A 17455-nucleotide genomic window follows, 5' to 3' on the forward strand; every position below is an offset into this window, starting at 1 on the left:
TTGTTGTTTGGTCAAGTGATTTATTATGATTAGCAGGTGCGGTTAATATAAGTTTAATCACAATTACCGGTTTCTTCGCAAAATAATACTTTTTCACCATTGAGGATTTTATTTGTAGTCCTTACGGCGCACATTTTACCGCACATAGAACATGTATGGCGTTCTGCCGGAGGTGTGCTTTCATAATATTGGCGGGCTTTTTGGGGATCAATAGCTTCTTTGAACATACCTTCCCAGTCAAGCTTATGCCTGGCATCAGCCATGCGATTATCCTGATCGCGGGCACTCGGAAGTTTTTTTGCAATGTCAGCGGCATGAGCAGCAATTTTGGCAGCTATAATACCATCACGGACATCGTTTAAGTCGGGCAGGCGCAAATGTTCAGCGGGGGTAACATAGCAAAGAAAATTAGCCCCATTGGCTGCGGCAATGGCACCGCCGATGGCTGAAGTAATGTGGTCATAACCAGGAGCAATATCTGTGACCAGTGGACCTAAGACATAAAATGGTGCGTTATGACAGAGCCTTTTCTGCAATTTCATATTAGCAGCTATTTCATCCATAGCCATGTGGCCTGGACCTTCCACCAGGACTTGGACATCGGCTTTCCAGGCACGTTCTGTAAGATAACCAATTTCAATTAATTCACCAATTTGTCCTGCATCGGTAGCATCATCAAGGCAGCCAGGGCGCAATGAATCACCTATTGATATGGTAACATCGTGGTCACGCAAAATTTCTAATACATCATCATAATGCTCGAAGAAAGGATTTTCATTGCCGGTCATTTCCATCCAGGCAAACAGCAGTGAACCACCACGTGAAACAATATTCATGCGGCGCCCGCTGCGCTTGAATGCTTCCAATGCCCGACGATTGATTCCAGCGTGAATAGTCATGAAATCAACACCTTCTTTAGCATGGGCTTCTATGACGTGTAAAAAATCGTCAGATGTCATTTTCAGTAAGTCTTTTTCTAAATAACCAATGGCGTCATACATAGGAACTGTACCAATCATTGCTGGAGAATAGTCGATTAATTTTTGGCGGAATTCATGTGTTTTGCCATAATTGGATAAATCCATTATGGATTCGGCACCCATGTCGACAGCCATTTTTACTTTGTCCATTTCCAAGTCGTAATTTTTAGCGTCACCGGATACTCCGAGATTAACATTGATCTTTGTTTTTAATCCGTCTCCGATACCTTCGGCTGATAATGATTGATGGTGGATGTTAGCCGGAATGGCGATGACACCATGGGAAACGCGTTCTCTTATCCATTCAGGTGAGCGGTTTTCTTTTTTTGCAACTAGCGAAATTTGTTCTGTTATAATGTTTTTTCTGGCGGCTTCTAACTGCGTTTTGTAATTCATATATGTCCTCTTTTCAAATTGTTATTTAATCCGGATCGGGAAAATGCGCTGAAATATAAAAAAAACTACCTTCCTGTGGAGAAAAGCAGTTTTAAAATCGTGGCATTGAGCTTCCCTACAATGGTATTAACCAACAGGTTCAAAGGGTTGGGCAATTGCCCTCTCAGCTTAAAGCACCCCTGCTCAGGTCAGTCTAACAAAATAAGTAATTTATGTCAAGATTTATACAGCCGGATAAGGTGTTTATCTATAAAAATTTTACAAGGTTTTTAACAAATTATATAGAAATAATACATATATAAGGAATACGTAATAATATTAACAAAGGTAAAGGGTGATGAATATGAGAGAATTTAAATCCATCATGGTCCCTATCGACGGGTCGATGCATTCTGAACATGCTTTGCAGCAGGCGGTATATATTGCAAAACTGAGCAAAGCAACATTGAATGTACTTTATGTAATTGATCTAAACACAGCAGTATCTGCCTTTGAAAGAATGACTTTGGATGCATATATTCCAGGGGATATTGATGCGCAGGGAAAGAAGATATTGGATCATGCAAAAGAAGTAGTTGGTGATTTACCACAAACAGAATATACGCTGAAAATAGGAGATCCGGCTAAAATGATTTTGACTTATTCTAAGGAAAGTGATGCTGATCTTATTGTAATGGGGAGCAGAGGCCTGGGCGCTATAAAGCAGATAATAATGGGAAGTGTAAGCCAATATTTGGTGACACATGCTGAATGTCCTGTGTTAGTAGTTAGATAGGATAAAATAATAAAAAGGGGCTGTGACAAAATGAGAAATCATTTTGTCCACAGCCCCTTTTTATTATTCTGCTGTAAATGGCAGTAAAGCGATATTGCGAGCACGTTTTATAGCTAACGTTACCTGACGTTGATGACGAGCACAATTACCGGAAATACGACGCGGTAAAATTTTACCGCGTTCAGTAATAAAACGACGTAATTTAGCAACATCCTTATAATCAATAGAATCAACTTTATCTGCACAAAAACTACAAACTTTTCTTTTTGGTCTTCTGTTTCTATCACGTTTAACCAACTGGAAACCCTCCTAATTTAAAATGGAATTTCTTCGTCAGGGGGCAGCTCAGAGCCAAATGAAGCGGCTGCCGGAGCAGATGTGCTTGATGAATTGGATTGTTCCGGAGCATTTGAATAATTATTATCCGAATGTGTTGGGCGGGAACCCATAAACTCAATATCGTTGGCGATTACTTCGGTTACATAGCGTTTTGAACCATCTTGGGCATCATAACTGCGTATCTGCAGATAGCCATCTACGAGAATCTGACTGCCCTTAACCAGATTGTTACCACATATTTCAGCTAATTTCTGCCACGCAATTATGGTAAAAAAATCAGCATTATTTTGTTGATCACGAGAAAAACGTTTATTTACAGCCAGACGGAATGAAGCTACAGCTTTACCTGTCTGGGTATAACGCACTTCTGGATCAGTGGCAAGACGCCCTGCTAAAATGACTTTATTCATAATCGTCCCCCCTAGACAAATTATTTTTCGTCTAATCTTATAATCATATGTTTTAAGATTTCATCAGTAATCTTCATTACACGATCAACTTCATTAATACAAGCCGGTTCGGCAGTGATATCGAACAAGCAGTAAAAACCGTCCATGCAGTCTTTTATTTCATAGGCAAGACGTTTTTTACCCCAACGGTCTTCTTTATCAATAGTGCCGCCATTATCGGTAATAATGCCGAAAAACTTTTCGATTACTGCATTGGTCTGTTCTTCTTCCATTGGTTTTACAATAAATATGACTTCGTACTTTCTCACGAAATCACCTCCCTCTTTGGACTATCGGCTCTTTTATAAGAGCAGGGGATTCAAAATTAAATTTTGAAACCAGTCTTAAATTATTATTAACTATAAAATTATAGCATTGTAAATAAAATAATACAAGGAAAATAAAAAAATTAATTAATTTTTGTTCTTGTACCTCGTGCTAAAGAACAGATAATGCCTATAGTACAAGTCAGGGAAAGAATTGTAAAAATGTTTTGTATACCTTCCAGTAAAGCAGGTATATACCCACCGGTTATGATGTTTTTAGTGGCGACTGATAGTAAAAAGGTAACAATAGCCATACTGATTGCCTGACCAAACATACGCATAACAGCCAGGGTAGATGAAGCAACACCATAGAATTTAGGTTGTACCGCACCCATGATGGCGTTATTATTTGGAGAAGAAAAAAGGGCAAAGCCTATTCCTATAATTATGAGGATGCTTCCTATATAATAAGAAGTAGTCGTTGTTGTTAGATGAGAAAGCATATATAGACCAAATGCCGTAATGCCCATACCGCTGGAAGCTACTAAGCGCGGTTCAAATTTATCAGAGAGGGCACCGGCTAAAGGGGACAACAGTGACATCATTATTGGCTGCAGTAATAAAAGCATGCCGGCACTCAAGGCATCAAATCCACGTATCACTTGCAAATATAATGATAATGTGAAGGAAATGCCAAAGGTAGCGCTGTAATGAATGAGGGCAGCCGTATTAGACATGGCAAAGATAGTGTTTTTAAATAATGATAGAGCAAAAAGAGGATATTTAATATGATTCTGTCGATAAATAAAAGCGACAGCTAGGACTAAACCGATGATAATAAGCCATTTCATGAGAGGATGACGAGCATAATCGGACAGCCCGTAAAGTATCGAAGCAGCAGACAATGCATAAAGCAAGGAACTGAACATGTCTAGTTTTTCATTGCGATCACCATACCATTCTTGTTTGACGGAACTCATTATATAAATGCTGGTAAAAATTCCGAGTGCCGTAAAAATGAAAATTGTTCGCCAACCAAGAAATTGTGTAAGCGCACCACCGATTACGGGACCGAGTGAAAGTCCCATATAGACACAAGACGCGGAATAACCGATGATTTGGCCGCGCTTTTGTGGGGGATGGCTGGCAACCAGCATAGCCATGCCAGTGGAAAAGTTCATCGCCATAAAAATGCCCTGCATAAAACGTAATAATAAAAGTATATTTAAAGCAGGTGCAAAAACACAAGCCAGTGTGGTGAACGCAACACCAATGCACCCGGTTTGATAAACTTTGCGTCGGCCATTCATGTCAGCGTATTTGCCGCTGGGCAATAATAAAATGACTGAACCTAGTAGAAATAAAGTCAGTATCCATGTCAAATTTTCGGCATTCACACCATATTCTAAGGCCATTGAAGGAATCGCTACATTGACAGAGCTGCCCATGAAAGGACCGAAGAAAGATGTCAGTAATACGGAAATAAAAACCTTTTTTTCATCCATAATAGTTACCTGATAAAATAATATTTAATATAGTTTTTATTATAGTATAAAATCAATGGTATGGATATATCTGATTAATAAAATAGGATATATTGACTTTATAAATTGCCGATGCTATAATCAAGATGCGAATAATAATTGTGTATTAATTATGATATACTATCAGGCTGATTAGAAAACTAAAGGCTTGGCGGGCAGAAACATTTGTGTAGCTGTCAGTCAGGTCTTTTTTCTGTTTAACAGGAGGCGAAGTTGATTGGTGATTGAATGGGAAAAAAGTGTTTAGGCAATATTTATTGACGGGTAGGTAGAATGGTTAGTATTATTATTACAACATTAGTTTAAATGGAGGAATTAACATGGCGGAAATTTATGATAGCATTACACAGCTTATTGGGAATACCCCGATTTTACGGGCAACAAATTATATAAAAAAACATGATTTGAAGGCGGATATTTTGGGCAAACTGGAATATTTCAACCCAGCGGGAAGTACAAAGGACCGCATCGCCAAATCAATGATCGAGGATGCAGAACAACGTGGTATCTTGAAGAAAAATTCTGTGATAATAGAACCGACCAGTGGCAATACTGGTATAGGACTGGCTGCGATTGCAGCATCGCGTGGTTATAAAATAATAATAACAATGCCGGAAACGATGAGCGTAGAACGGCGTAATTTGTTAAAAGCCTATGGGGCAAAAATTGTGCTTACCGATGGTAAGGCAGGCATGAAGGGCGCTATCGCTAAGGCTGAAGAATTGGCTAAAGAAACACCAAACTCATTTATACCGTCGCAGTTCACTAATCCGGCTAATCCTAAGGCACATTATTTGACGACGGGGCCGGAAATATGGGCTGATACTAAGGGAAAGGTTGATATTTTTATTGCGGGGGTAGGTACAGGGGGTACACTTTCCGGTACTGGGAAATATTTAAAAGAAAAAAATCCTGACATAAAAATTTATGCTGTTGAACCGGAAACATCACCAGTCCTAAGTGAAGGCAAGGCTGGTCCACATAAAATCCAGGGTATCGGAGCGGGGTTTATTCCAGAAACCTTGGATACAAAAATTTATGACGCAGTCATTACTATATCTAATGAGGATGCTTTTAAATACGGCCGGGATTTTTCACAATCGGAAGGCGTATTAGTGGGAATCTCATCTGGGGCTGCATTTGCTGCTGCCGTCAAATTGGCACAGAAACAAGAAAATTTTGGTAAGACAATAGTAGCTATTTTACCGGATACTGGTGAACGTTATTTGTCCACAGCGTTGTTTAATGATTGATAATAATTTAAGAAAACTCTAATGTTAAGTAAGATGCACCTCTGTACAGAATAATTATTTTTTTTAATGTTCTGCACAGAGGTGTTTTATGTAATTTTTATTGCAAATTAAGTTACCTTACATTATAATAAGAACAGATTTATGATATTTTATGTCGAAAGGGCATGTAGCTTATGGATACAATGAGTATCGCTGCTATGTCAGTTGGGATGAATCAGGCCCAGTTGCAACAAAATGTTGGAATAGCAGCTCTTGGTAAAGTCTTCGATGAAATGAAGTCATCTGCTGACATGATCACTGAGTTATCTGTCGGCTCCGATTCTAACCTTGGTACTAGTGTGGACATTAGTGTGTGATTCATACGGCTTAGCCGTAATTTTATATTAAGCTTATTGTTCGAATTTGCACGGTACCACAATGGCAGGAGGAACAACGGGGCTTGAAAAATGTAAGGGGATTTTGTAGATGGATTATCAAGACAAGACATTGACATGTAAGGACTGCGGCAAAGAATTCATATTCACTGCAGGGGAACAGGAATTTTATGCGGAAAAAGGTTTTCAAAATGAGCCCAGTCGCTGCCACGAATGCCGCGATGCGAAACGGCAGCACAGTCGAGATGGCCGTTCATCTTCTCGCAAAATGTACGAGGCTGTTTGCGCAAAATGTGGCGCGACAACACAAGTTCCTTTTGAACCAAAGCCAGATCGTCCTGTATACTGCCGTGATTGTTTCAATATTATTCATAATAAAACAATGTAGTGCTGCTGGATGAACACAGCGGCAGCGAATAGCGCGCCGGCAAAGGAGCATGGGTGGTTTATCCGTGCTCCTTTTTATATAAGAGGACAAGAATTAACCATATTTTGTAATTTGATCATTGGTACTTTGAGATATGGTTTCATGCCTGTCTGTGAATAGGGGCTGGAAGAAATAATATTTAGGAGGATTTTATATGAAAAAAATCTTATTATTGTGTTTGGCTGTTATTATGGGGGCAGCTTTTGTCGTGGCTGGCTGCGGTAGCAATGACACTGCTAAGGAAAGTTCCGCTTCGGGATCCGGCGGAGAAAAAGTATTGAAAGTTGCGACCAGTGCTGATTTTGCACCATTTGAATTCCAAGGTGAAAACGATACTGATTATCAAGGCTTTGACATGGATTTAATAAGAGCTATAGGTAAGGAAATGGGCACTAAAGTTGAAATTAACAATATTAGTTTTGACGGACTTATTCCTGCATTACAGACAGGAAATATCGATGCTGTAATAACAGGCATGTCAATAAATGAAGAACGAGAAAAAGAAGTTGCTTTTTCGGATCCTTATTACGAATCAGGGCTCACTATAATAGTTAAGGCTGACAATAACAGCATTAATTCTTTTAATGACCTTCAGGGCAAAAAAATTGCCGTTCAGATAGGAACGACCGGCGCAGAAGAAGCAAAAAAAATTCCTAATGCACAGGTAAAGGAATTAAATAGCTCAGCGGACACATTCTTGGAACTAAAAGCTGGAAATGTTGATGCTGTAGTAAATGATAAACCGGTCAATGCTTATTATATGACTAAAAACAGTGATAACAGTGTAAAACGTGTCGGAGAACAACTTACCTCCGAAAACTATGGAATTGCTGTGAAGAAAGATAATACAAAACTTGTACAGGAAATTAATGATGCTCTTAAAAAATTAAAAGAAAACGGCGAATACAACAAGATTTATAAAAAGTGGTTTGGCACGGAACCTTCCAATAATTGATTGATGTTGCCGAAAAATATATAGGATGTTGACTAGATGAGTTTTAATTTTGCTTTAATTATAAAATCATTGCCTCTTTTATTAGCTGGTGCAGTAGTTACCGTAAAAATAACATTGATAAGTGTATCAATGGGGATTGTAATCGGTATGTTTGTTGGTATTGCACGTGTTGTAAAGGTAAAACCGGTAAAATGGCTGGCAGCTGTTTATGTCGATTTTATTCGTGGAACGCCGTTACTTGTACAGATTTTTATTATTTATTTTGCTCTGCCGATGGTGCTTGGAATCCATATGGATCCGTTTTTTGCAGCAATAACTGCATGTAGTATAAACAGCGGAGCTTATGTGGCTGAAATATTTAGGGCGGGCATTCAGGCTGTTGATGAGGGACAGATGGAAGCTGGACGTTCACTCGGGCTTACTTGGGCACAAACAATGCAGTATATTATAGTGCCGCAGGCTTTTAAAAGTGTTATTCCTCCGTTGGGAAATGAATTTATCGCACTATTGAAGGATTCTTCGCTTGTTTCGGTGATCGGATTTGAAGAATTAACCCGCAGAGGGCAGCTTATAATAGCGCGTACGTATGGTTCACTGGAAATTTGGGTGACAGTGGCATTCCTTTATTTGATAATGACACTTACTATTTCCCGCTTAGTAGCTTATCTGGAACGGAGGTTTGATATAAAAAATGATAGAAGTTAAGGATTTGCATAAATCATTTGGATCTGCCGAAATTCTTAAGGGCATTAATTTAAATGTTGCCAAAAGGGAAGTTGTAGTGATAATCGGACCATCCGGCTCGGGAAAGTCGACTTTATTGCGTTGCATGAACTACCTGGAAATTCCGACACATGGACAGATACTCATAGATGGAATGGATTTGCAAAAATCAGATATTAATAAAATCCGTTCAGAAATCGGCATGGTTTTTCAACGGTTTAATTTATTTCCGCATATGACGGTGCTGAATAATATTATGCTGGCGCCAATGAAAGTTCGTAATACAAAACGTGGTATCGCAAAAGCTGAGGCAATGGAATTGCTGCAAAGAGTCGGACTGGAAAATAAAGCTGAAGCCTATCCTTCACAGCTCTCAGGAGGACAACAACAACGTGTTGCTATAGCACGGTCGCTGGCAATGAAACCGAAGGTGATGCTATTCGATGAACCGACATCAGCCCTGGATCCGGAAATGGTTGGGGAAGTTTTGGATGTAATGCGTAATTTGGCCAAAGAGGGTATGACCATGGTCGTTGTCACACATGAAATGGGTTTTGCCCGTGAGGTAGGTACTCGACTGTTATTTGTTGATGATGGACGGATCGTAGAAGAAGGTTTGCCACGCAGTGTTTTTGAAGCACCTAAAGAAGAACGGACAAAGCTGTTTTTATCTAAAGTACTGTGATGATTGCATACACATATAAATTTGCTGCTTATAAAAGCAGTAAATTTATATGTTGTGATACGCCAGGATACGTGTTAATAAAAACACTTATTAAATAAGTGTTGACATAGGTTTTTAGGCATGATAATATATATGAGTATCTGAAACTGCGGTAATGTTACAGGAGTGATATTAATGCTGGAAGAACTAAGAAATGCGAAACATGTTATTGGAATAAAGCAGGTCACAAAAGCGGTCAATAATGGTTTAGCAAAGTATGTTTTTTTAGCTGATGACGCAGATGACAGGATCCTTAATCCACTGAAAACTTTATGTGCAGGCAAAGAAATACAAGTGGTAACGGGAGCTACGATGGCAGAACTTGGCAAGGCCTGCTCAATTGAAGTCGGCGCTGCAGCAGCAGCTATAATAAACAAGTAATTGCCGATATACCCGGTTTTGGGTGTTATCTTTTAGGAAGGAGGTGCATGTATGCCTACAATCAATCAGCTGATAAGAAAAAGCAGACAGAGCTTGCAGGAAAAATCTACGGCTCCGGCACTTAAAAACTGTCCGCAGAAACGTGGCGTTTGCACTAGGGTTTATACAACAACCCCGAAAAAGCCTAACTCCGCATTGCGTAAAGTTGCCCGTGTCCGTTTAACTAATAGTATCGAAGTTACGGCATATATACCTGGTATTGGACATAATCTACAAGAACATAGTGTTGTACTAATTCGTGGCGGTCGTGTAAAAGATTTACCGGGTGTTCGTTATCATATTATTCGTGGATCTCTTGATACTGCAGGAGTTCAAGATCGCGCACAGGGAAGAAGTAAATACGGTGCAAAGCGCAGTAAGAAAAAATAACTTAAATGTTTAATAATAAGGAGGGACATAGATGCCGAGAAAAGGTCCTGTACCTAAACGTGATGTGTTACCGGATCCGGTTTATAGATCCAAAAAGGTAACAAAATTTATTAATAAAGTAATGCTTTCAGGCAAGAAAAGTGTTGCTGAGCAAGTGGTATACGATGCATTTGATCGCATTAAAGATAAAACGGGCAAGGATCCGTTGGAAGTTTTTGAAACGGCACTCAGTAATGTAATGCCGGTACTGGAAGTGCGTGCCCGCCGTGTCGGTGGCGCAAACTATCAGGTACCAGTTGAAGTTCGTCCGGATCGCCGTATGACATTAGGTATTCGTTGGCTGGTCAATTATGCGCGCTTACGCGGAGAAAAGACAATGAATGAAAGATTGTCGGGAGAACTTATGGACGCAGCTAATAATACTGGTGCGGCCATCAAAAAAAAGGAAGACACACATAAGATGGCGGAAGCTAATAAGGCATTCGCTCATTATCGTTGGTAATTAATATAACAAGGGGCGATGTAAGTGGCTAGAGAGTTTTCACTTGAAAAAACTCGCAATATCGGTATCATAGCACATATAGATGCCGGCAAAACCACTACGACCGAACGTATATTGTATTATACCGGGATAGTGCATAAAATTGGTGAAGTTCATGATGGCGCAGCTACCATGGACTGGATGGCCCAAGAACAAGAAAGAGGTATAACAATTACCTCGGCTGCAACAACTTGTCATTGGAAGGAACATCGCATCAATATTATTGATACACCCGGACACGTGGACTTCACTGTTGAAGTCGAACGTTCATTGAAAGTGCTTGATGGAGCAGTAACAGTCCTTTCTGGTAAAAGTGGTGTCGAACCGCAGTCAGAAACTGTTTGGCGCCAAGCTGAACGTTACAATGTACCGCGTATGGTTTATGTTAACAAAATGGATATCGTTGGTGCAGATTTTTACAATGTTATCCAAATGATGATAGACAGATTACATGCTAATCCGGTACCTATTCAAATACCTATCGGTGCTGAAGATGATTTTCGCGGCATGATTGATCTTATAAAAATGGAAGCTATTCTTTATGAAGATAAAGAAGGCAAACTGGAAACCTTTGGACCGATTCCGGCTGAACTGCAGGAAAAGGCTGAAGAATACCGGCAGAAGATGCTCGACGTCATAGCAGAAACTGATGATGATCTCATGATGAAATATCTTGAGGGCGAAGAAATTTCTGAAGAAGAAATAAAGAAAGTAATCAGAAAAGCTACGGTAGAATGTAAGATTTGTCCAGTAGTATGTGGTTCATCTTATAAAAATAAAGGCATACAGCCAATGCTGGATGCCGTTATCGATTTTATGCCATCACCGCTTGATATACCACCTATTAAAGGTATCAATCCTGATACGGATGAAGAAGCTCACCGTGAAGCTGATGATGAAGAACCATTTTCTGCGTTGGCATTTAAAATTATGGCTGATCCATTTGTCGGTAAATTGGCTTTCTTCCGTGTATATTCCGGTACATTATCAGCGGGATCTTACGTATATAATTCCACTAAAGATAAGAAAGAACGTATTGGACGTATATTACAGATGCATGCTAATCATCGCAGAGAGCTTGATGTTGTTTACAGTGGTGATATTGCAGCGGCTGTCGGACTTAAAGATACCACTACCGGTGATACGTTATGTGATGAAAAAAATCCGATAGTTCTTGAATCCATGGAATTTCCTGATCCGGTTATTTCTGTGGCTGTTGAACCGAAAACCAAGGCTGACCAGGAAAAAATGGGCATAGCTTTGCAGAAACTGGCGGAAGAAGATCCTACTTTCCGGGTAGCAACTGATCAGGAAACAGGACAGACAATAATTTCCGGCATGGGTGAACTTCATTTGGAAATTATTGTAGACCGTATGCTTCGCGAATTTAAAGTTGAATGTACGGTTGGTAAACCGCAGGTCGCTTATCGCGAAACAATCAAAAAAGATGTTAAAGCCGAAGGTAAATTTATTCGTCAGTCTGGTGGTAAAGGGCAGTATGGTCATTGCTGGCTCGAACTTGTACCTCAAAAACCGGGTGAAGGTTTCTCCTTCGAAAGTAAAATCGTCGGTGGGGCTATCCCCAAGGAATATATTAACCCAATTGAAAATGGGGTTAAGGAAGCAATGGAAAATGGGGTAGTTGCTGGATATCCTATGGTTGACATCAAGGCTGTCGTTTATGACGGTTCTTACCATGAAGTCGATTCATCAGAAATGGCATTTAAGATTGCCGGCTCCATGGCATTTAAAAGCGGGGCACAAAAAGCTGATCCTGTGCTTTTGGAACCATATGTTAAAGTTGAAGTTACGGTACCTGAGGAATATATGGGCGATGTAATCGGTGATTTGAATTCTCGGCGTGGACGTATTGAAGGAATGGAACCGCGCAATGGTGTGCAAGTTATCAATGGCATGGTACCACTTTCTGAAATGTTCGGTTATGCGACTGATTTGCGTTCCAGAACTCAAGGCCGCGGGAACTATTCAATGGAAGTATCTCATTATGAAGAAGTTCCTAAAAATATAGCAGATACTATTGTAGCAAAAAACAAAGGTGAATAAGGGAGGAATTACTCACAATGGCTAAACAAAAGTTTGAAAGAACTAAACCACATGTTAATATTGGTACTATCGGTCATGTTGACCATGGTAAAACAACGCTTACCGCTGCTATCACAAAAGTTCTCTCCAAAAAGGGATTGGCTCAATTTGAAGATTACAGTATGATTGATAAGGCTCCGGAAGAACGTGAACGTGGTATTACAATCAATACGGCTCATGTAGAATACGAAACTGACAAAAGGCATTATGCGCATGTTGACTGCCCGGGCCATGCTGACTATGTTAAAAACATGATCACTGGTGCCGCACAAATGGATGGCGCTATCTTAGTCGTTAGTGCTGCTGACGGTCCTATGCCGCAGACCCGTGAACATATTCTGCTTGCCCGTCAGGTTGGTGTGCCTGCTATGGTTGTATTTTTGAACAAAGCAGATCAGGTAGATGATCCGGAACTTTTGGAACTCGTTGAAATGGAAGTTCGTGAACTTCTTTCTTCTTATGATTTCCCTGGAGATGATATTCCTGTAATTACTGGTTCCGCTTTGAAAGCGCTTGAAGGTGATCCAGAAGCAGAAAAGAAAATTCTTGAACTTATGGATGCTGTAGACGATTATATTCCTACACCTGTACGTGATACAGATAAACCTTTCTTGATGCCGGTTGAAGATGTATTCACCATTACTGGACGTGGTACTGTTGCTACAGGCCGTGTTGAACGTGGTGAATTGAAACTGAATGACGTAGTAGAAATCATTGGTTTGAGTGATGAAAGAAAATCTACTACTGTAACTGGTATCGAAATGTTCCGTAAGAGCATGGACAATGCTGTTGCCGGTGATAATATAGGAGCTCTTCTGCGTGGTATTGACCGTGCAGAAATTGAACGTGGACAGGTTCTTGCTAAACCAGGAACAATTCATCCGCATACCAAGTTCAAAGCTCAGGTTTATGTACTTACAAAAGATGAAGGCGGACGTCATACTCCGTTCTTTACGAATTATCGCCCTCAGTTCTATTTCCGTACAACCGATGTTACTGGTGTTGTTAAATTACCAGAAGGAACTGAAATGGTTATGCCTGGCGATAATATCGAAATGGATATTGAACTTATTACCCCGATTGCCATTGAAAAAGGTTTGCGCTTCGCTATTCGTGAAGGCGGCCATACTGTTGGTGCCGGGCGTGTAATTGAAATTGCTGAGTAAGCTGAACATGTAAAGTTTATATAAGGGCGGCGCTTCGCCGCCCTTATATAAAGCTTTTTTTTGTCTAATGCGATGACGTGTTAGATTGCTCGCCATTTAGTGAGGTAACTAGCACAGAGAAATGTCTGGATCATGGAATCCGGGCGATAAGGAGGAAAATATTTTGTCCAAACAACAAAAAATACGTATTCGTTTGAAGGCCTATGATCATAAATCACTTGATCAAAGCGCTGTTAAAATAGTTGAAACTGCTAAAAGAACGGGTGCCATGGTTTCTGGCCCTATTCCATTGCCTACCGAAAAAAATATTTATACAATTTTAAGATCTCCACACGTAAATAAAGATTCTCGGGAACAGTTTGAAATGAGAACCCATAAACGCCTTATCGATATTTTAGAACCTACATCAAAAACTGTTGATGCTTTAATGCGTTTAGATTTACCAGCTGGCGTGGATATCGAAATTAAATTGTAATAGGAGGTGGCAAAAGTGATAAAAGCAATTTTAGGTAAAAAACTCGGCATGACACAGATTTTTACCGAAGAAGGCGGAGTAATACCTGTTACAGTGGTTGAATCCGGTAAAAATGTCGTGCTTCAAAATAGAACAATGGAAAACGACGGATATAATGCGGTGCAAATTGGCTTTGGTGAAGTTAAGGAAAAGAAAGTAACAAAACCGTTAAAAGGACATTTTGCTAAATCTGGAGCAGATCCGGTTAAATTTATCCGTGAAGTTCGCTTAAATGATGCTTCTGAATATAACGTTGGTGATACAATCGGCGTTGACATATTCGCTGCTGGCGATTTGGTAGATGTAGTTGGGACATCCAAGGGGAAAGGTTTTGCTGGTGCTATAAAACTTCATAACTTTGCTCGTGGACCGATGAAACATGGTTCCAAATCACATCGTGAACCTGGTTCTACTGGTGCTATGATCAGCGGACATGGTGGACGTGTGCTTAAAGGTAAGAAATTACCTGGTCGTATGGGTACAAATCAGGTTACCATACAGCGGTTAAACATTGTACGTGTTGATAAAGAACGTAATCTTTTACTGATAAAGGGTGCTATTCCTGGGCCCAAAGATAGTTTTGTAATGGTAAAAGAAACAGTTAAACCAAATAAAAAATAATTGGAAGGAGGATAAAAAGGGAATATGCCTACAGTAGAAGTATTTAATATGATCGGACAAAAAGTCGGCGATATGGAACTGGCAGAAAATGTGTTCGGTGTTGAAATTAATGAAGGTCTTGTTCACCAGGCTGTTGTTATGCAGCTTGCATCGCAGCGTTTAGGCACACATGCCACTAAAACGAGAGGATTAGTACGTGGCGGCGGACGCAAACCGTGGAAACAAAAAGGCACAGGTCGTGCAAGAAGTGGCAGTACCCGTTCACCAATATGGGTCGGCGGCGGTACTGTTTTCGGACCGCATCCTCGTTCTTATGCTTTTTCTATGCCACGTAAACAGCGTCGCTTAGCTATAAAGTGTGCCCTTACTGACAAAGTTAACAGCAAAGATTTTGTTGTATTAGAAAATCTTGATTTTGCAGCACCGAAAACAAAAGATGTTGTAAAATTGCTCAGTGATTTCAGTGTGGAAGATAAGGCACTTATCATAACCGCTGATTTTGTTGAAAATGTGGAAAAATCTTCCCGTAATATTCCGGGTGTAAAAGCAATAAATTCTAATGGATTGAATGTTTATGATATATTGAATCATAATAAGCTTTTCATCACGAAAGATGCTATTACCCGCATTGAGGAGGTATTGGCATAATGGACGCAAGAGATATCATCATAAAGCCGTTAGTAACTGAAAAATCTACTGACCTCATGGCTGAGGGCAAATATGTATTCAAGGTTGCCAAAAAGGCTAATAAAGTTGAAATCGGTAAAGCTGTTGAAGAAATTTTCAAAGTGAAAGTAACCGATGTAAATACGATCAACGTTACCGGTAAGGTAAAACGTATGGGTCGCACCAGCGGAAAACGTTCCGATTATAAAAAGGCAATTGTGAAACTCGCAGCAGGAGAAACAATTGAATTCTTCGAAGCGTAACTAGCAGAAAAGGAGGTAAATCAAGTGGCAATAAAAAAATTTAAACCGTATTCTCCAGGCAGGAGATTTATGACAGTTTCTTCTTTTGAAGAAATAACAGCAGATAAACCAGAAAAATCATTGGTGGAAAGTATAAAGAAAACAGGCGGCCGCAACATGCATGGCCGTTTAACAGTCAGACATCAAGGCGGCGGGCATAAACGTCTTTATCGTATAATTGATTTTAAACGCAATAAGGATTCTGTCCCGGCACGTGTAGCAACAATTGAATATGATCCTAATCGCAGTGCCCGCATAGCATTGTTAAATTATGCAGATGGTGAAAAACGTTATATTTTAGCTCCTAATGGGTTGAAGGTAGGAGATACCATCGTATCAGGTCCGGATGCAGATATAAAAACAGGAAATGCACTACCAATCGCTAATATTCCAGTAGGCTTAATGATCCATAATATTGAATTAAAGATTGGCAAGGGTGGACAGTTGGTTCGTTCAGCAGGGGCTGCAGCACAGCTGATGGCTAAAGAAGGAAATTATGCTTTGCTCCGTATGCCTTCCGGTGAAATTCGCAAGGTTCATATTAATTGCCGTGCAACAATCGGTCAGATTGGCAATCTTGAACATGAAAATATTTCTATTGGTAAGGCAGGCCGCTCACGTTGGCTTGGTATTCGTCCGGCTAATCGTGGTGTAGCGATGAACCCGAATGACCATCCACATGGCGGTGGAGAAGGCAGAAGTCCTGTCGGACGCAAACATCCTGTTACTAAATGGGGCAAATGTGCCATGGGTGCTAAAACTCGTCGTAAAAAACCATCAGATAAACTTATTGTTAAACGCCGCGTAAGCAAACGTGAAAAATAATAAACTGCAATGATAAGAAATATTATTTGCAGAAAGATGGTTGAAAGGAGGACATACTTTGTCAAGATCAGTAAAAAAGGGACCTTATGTTCACGAAAGTGTTATTAAGAAAATTGATGCCATGAATGAAACTAAAGAAAAAAAAGTTATTAAAACATGGTCAAGAAGTTCAACAATTCTGCCGACATTTGTCGGTCATACAATTGCTGTACATGATGGACGCAAGCATGTACCTGTGTATATAACTGAAGATATGGTTGGACATAAATTAGGTGAATTTGCACCGACACGTACTTTTAAAGGACATTCCGGTGAAGAACGCAAAACCACTTTAAAATAATTGCCGAAAGGAGGAACTTTGGTGGAAGCTAAAGCAGTAGCAAAATATATCCGTATCGCTCCGCGCAAAGCTCGCGTGGTCATTGATCTCATTCGCGGCAAGAATGTGGCGGAAGCTTTTGCAATTTTAAAATTTACGCCTAAAGCAGGCGCTGATGTGGTAAATAAAGTCTTGAAATCGGCAGTAGCAAATGCTGAAAATAATTTTGACATGAATGTTGATGCTCTTTATATAGCAGAAGCATATGTTGATCAAGGTCCTACGTTAAAACGCATTCATCCGCGTTCCCGCGGACAGGCGTTTAAAATTTTGAAACGCACATCACATGTTACAGTAGTAGTTAAAGAAAAGTAAAAAGGAGG

24 protein-coding genes and 1 riboswitch are annotated in these 17455 nt (G+C 40.0%); of the genes, 19 read left to right on the forward strand and 5 right to left on the reverse strand.

Annotated elements, in window-relative coordinates; translation table 11 throughout:
* Positions 1–53: 53 nt before the first annotated feature.
* Positions 54–1376, reverse strand: a complete 1323-nt coding sequence (thiC, locus tag F8M42_RS01460) for a phosphomethylpyrimidine synthase ThiC (protein ID WP_182187650.1) — start codon at positions 1374–1376, stop codon at positions 54–56.
* A 94-nt stretch (positions 1377–1470) separates the two neighbouring features.
* Positions 1471–1567: riboswitch (TPP riboswitch) on the reverse strand.
* 152 nt (positions 1568–1719) lie between these two features.
* Here thiC and F8M42_RS01465 point away from each other — a divergent pair.
* Positions 1720–2151: a universal stress protein gene (locus tag F8M42_RS01465; protein WP_182187651.1), complete on the forward strand. Its 432-nt coding sequence runs from the start codon at positions 1720–1722 to the stop codon at positions 2149–2151.
* Positions 2152–2214: 63 nt separating this feature from the next.
* On the opposite strand, the gene rpsR is transcribed toward F8M42_RS01465, so the two are convergent.
* The 4 genes from rpsR to F8M42_RS01485 form a co-directional block, all read right to left on the reverse strand.
* Positions 2215–2448 carry a 30S ribosomal protein S18 gene (gene rpsR / locus F8M42_RS01470; protein WP_182187652.1) on the reverse strand — a complete coding sequence of 78 codons (234 nt, stop codon included), beginning with the start codon at positions 2446–2448 and terminating at the stop codon, positions 2215–2217.
* 17 nt (positions 2449–2465) lie between these two features.
* Entirely contained in the window at positions 2466–2900 is a 435-nt protein-coding gene (locus F8M42_RS01475) for a single-stranded DNA-binding protein (RefSeq protein ID WP_182187653.1), read from the reverse strand.
* Positions 2901–2920: 20 nt separating this feature from the next.
* Complete coding sequence (gene rpsF / locus F8M42_RS01480; RefSeq protein ID WP_182187654.1) at positions 2921–3208, reverse strand: 30S ribosomal protein S6; 288 nt, start codon at positions 3206–3208, stop codon at positions 2921–2923.
* A 140-nt stretch (positions 3209–3348) separates the two neighbouring features.
* A complete protein-coding gene (locus F8M42_RS01485) occupies positions 3349–4710 on the reverse strand; it encodes an MFS transporter (protein ID WP_182187655.1) in 1362 nt (453 codons plus the stop codon).
* A 359-nt stretch (positions 4711–5069) separates the two neighbouring features.
* Here F8M42_RS01485 and cysK point away from each other — a divergent pair, with 359 nt between their 5' ends.
* The 18 genes from cysK (at position 5070) to rplV (ending at position 17447) form a co-directional block, all read left to right on the forward strand.
* A complete protein-coding gene (gene cysK, locus F8M42_RS01490; RefSeq protein WP_182187656.1) occupies positions 5070–6002 on the forward strand; it encodes a cysteine synthase A in 933 nt (310 codons plus the stop codon).
* 209 nt (positions 6003–6211) lie between these two features.
* Positions 6212–6358 carry a YjfB family protein gene (locus tag F8M42_RS01495; protein ID WP_229711392.1) on the forward strand — a complete coding sequence of 49 codons (147 nt, stop codon included), beginning with the start codon at positions 6212–6214 and terminating at the stop codon, positions 6356–6358.
* 109 nt (positions 6359–6467) lie between these two features.
* Entirely contained in the window at positions 6468–6764 is a 297-nt protein-coding gene (locus F8M42_RS01500; RefSeq protein ID WP_182187658.1) for a zinc-ribbon domain containing protein, read from the forward strand.
* 193 nt (positions 6765–6957) lie between these two features.
* Positions 6958–7758, forward strand: a complete 801-nt coding sequence (locus F8M42_RS01505; RefSeq protein ID WP_182187659.1) for a basic amino acid ABC transporter substrate-binding protein — start codon at positions 6958–6960, stop codon at positions 7756–7758.
* A 36-nt stretch (positions 7759–7794) separates the two neighbouring features.
* Positions 7795–8463 carry an amino acid ABC transporter permease gene (locus F8M42_RS01510; RefSeq protein WP_182187660.1) on the forward strand — a complete coding sequence of 223 codons (669 nt, stop codon included), beginning with the start codon at positions 7795–7797 and terminating at the stop codon, positions 8461–8463.
* Positions 8450–9166: an amino acid ABC transporter ATP-binding protein gene (locus tag F8M42_RS01515; protein ID WP_182187661.1), complete on the forward strand. Its 717-nt coding sequence runs from the start codon at positions 8450–8452 to the stop codon at positions 9164–9166. Before F8M42_RS01510 ends, F8M42_RS01515 begins: the two co-directional genes overlap by 14 nt.
* 174 nt (positions 9167–9340) lie before the next feature.
* On the forward strand, positions 9341–9586 hold the full coding sequence (locus F8M42_RS01520; RefSeq protein ID WP_182187662.1) for a L7Ae/L30e/S12e/Gadd45 family ribosomal protein: 246 nt from the start codon (positions 9341–9343) through the stop codon (positions 9584–9586).
* Positions 9587–9637: 51 nt separating this feature from the next.
* Positions 9638–10015, forward strand: a complete 378-nt coding sequence (gene rpsL / locus F8M42_RS01525; RefSeq protein ID WP_182187663.1) for a 30S ribosomal protein S12 — start codon at positions 9638–9640, stop codon at positions 10013–10015.
* 31 nt (positions 10016–10046) lie between these two features.
* Complete coding sequence (gene rpsG, locus F8M42_RS01530) at positions 10047–10517, forward strand: 30S ribosomal protein S7 (protein ID WP_182187664.1); 471 nt, start codon at positions 10047–10049, stop codon at positions 10515–10517.
* A gap of 24 nt (positions 10518–10541) precedes the next feature.
* The gene (fusA, locus tag F8M42_RS01535) at positions 10542–12620 is read left to right on the forward strand and encodes an elongation factor G (protein ID WP_182187665.1); all 2079 of its coding nucleotides are present in this window, start codon (positions 10542–10544) and stop codon (positions 12618–12620) included.
* A 17-nt stretch (positions 12621–12637) separates the two neighbouring features.
* A complete protein-coding gene (gene tuf / locus F8M42_RS01540; protein ID WP_182187666.1) occupies positions 12638–13825 on the forward strand; it encodes an elongation factor Tu in 1188 nt (395 codons plus the stop codon).
* A 163-nt stretch (positions 13826–13988) separates the two neighbouring features.
* Positions 13989–14300, forward strand: a complete 312-nt coding sequence (gene rpsJ / locus F8M42_RS01545; protein WP_231037621.1) for a 30S ribosomal protein S10 — start codon at positions 13989–13991, stop codon at positions 14298–14300.
* A gap of 15 nt (positions 14301–14315) precedes the next feature.
* Positions 14316–14960 carry a 50S ribosomal protein L3 gene (gene rplC, locus F8M42_RS01550; RefSeq protein WP_182187668.1) on the forward strand — a complete coding sequence of 215 codons (645 nt, stop codon included), beginning with the start codon at positions 14316–14318 and terminating at the stop codon, positions 14958–14960.
* Between the two features lie 24 nt (positions 14961–14984).
* A complete protein-coding gene (gene rplD, locus F8M42_RS01555) occupies positions 14985–15608 on the forward strand; it encodes a 50S ribosomal protein L4 (protein WP_182187669.1) in 624 nt (207 codons plus the stop codon).
* A complete protein-coding gene (rplW, locus tag F8M42_RS01560) occupies positions 15608–15889 on the forward strand; it encodes a 50S ribosomal protein L23 (protein ID WP_182187670.1) in 282 nt (93 codons plus the stop codon). Before rplD ends, rplW begins: the two co-directional genes overlap by 1 nt.
* Positions 15890–15913: 24 nt before the next feature.
* Entirely contained in the window at positions 15914–16753 is an 840-nt protein-coding gene (gene rplB / locus F8M42_RS01565; protein ID WP_182187671.1) for a 50S ribosomal protein L2, read from the forward strand.
* A 58-nt stretch (positions 16754–16811) separates the two neighbouring features.
* Complete coding sequence (gene rpsS, locus F8M42_RS01570) at positions 16812–17093, forward strand: 30S ribosomal protein S19 (protein WP_182187672.1); 282 nt, start codon at positions 16812–16814, stop codon at positions 17091–17093.
* 21 nt (positions 17094–17114) lie between these two features.
* Positions 17115–17447 carry a 50S ribosomal protein L22 gene (rplV, locus tag F8M42_RS01575; RefSeq protein WP_182187673.1) on the forward strand — a complete coding sequence of 111 codons (333 nt, stop codon included), beginning with the start codon at positions 17115–17117 and terminating at the stop codon, positions 17445–17447.
* Positions 17448–17455 lie beyond the last annotated feature (8 nt).

The organism is Pectinatus frisingensis (assembly GCF_014076555.1).
Lineage (GTDB): Bacteria > Bacillota > Negativicutes > Selenomonadales > Selenomonadaceae > Pectinatus > Pectinatus frisingensis.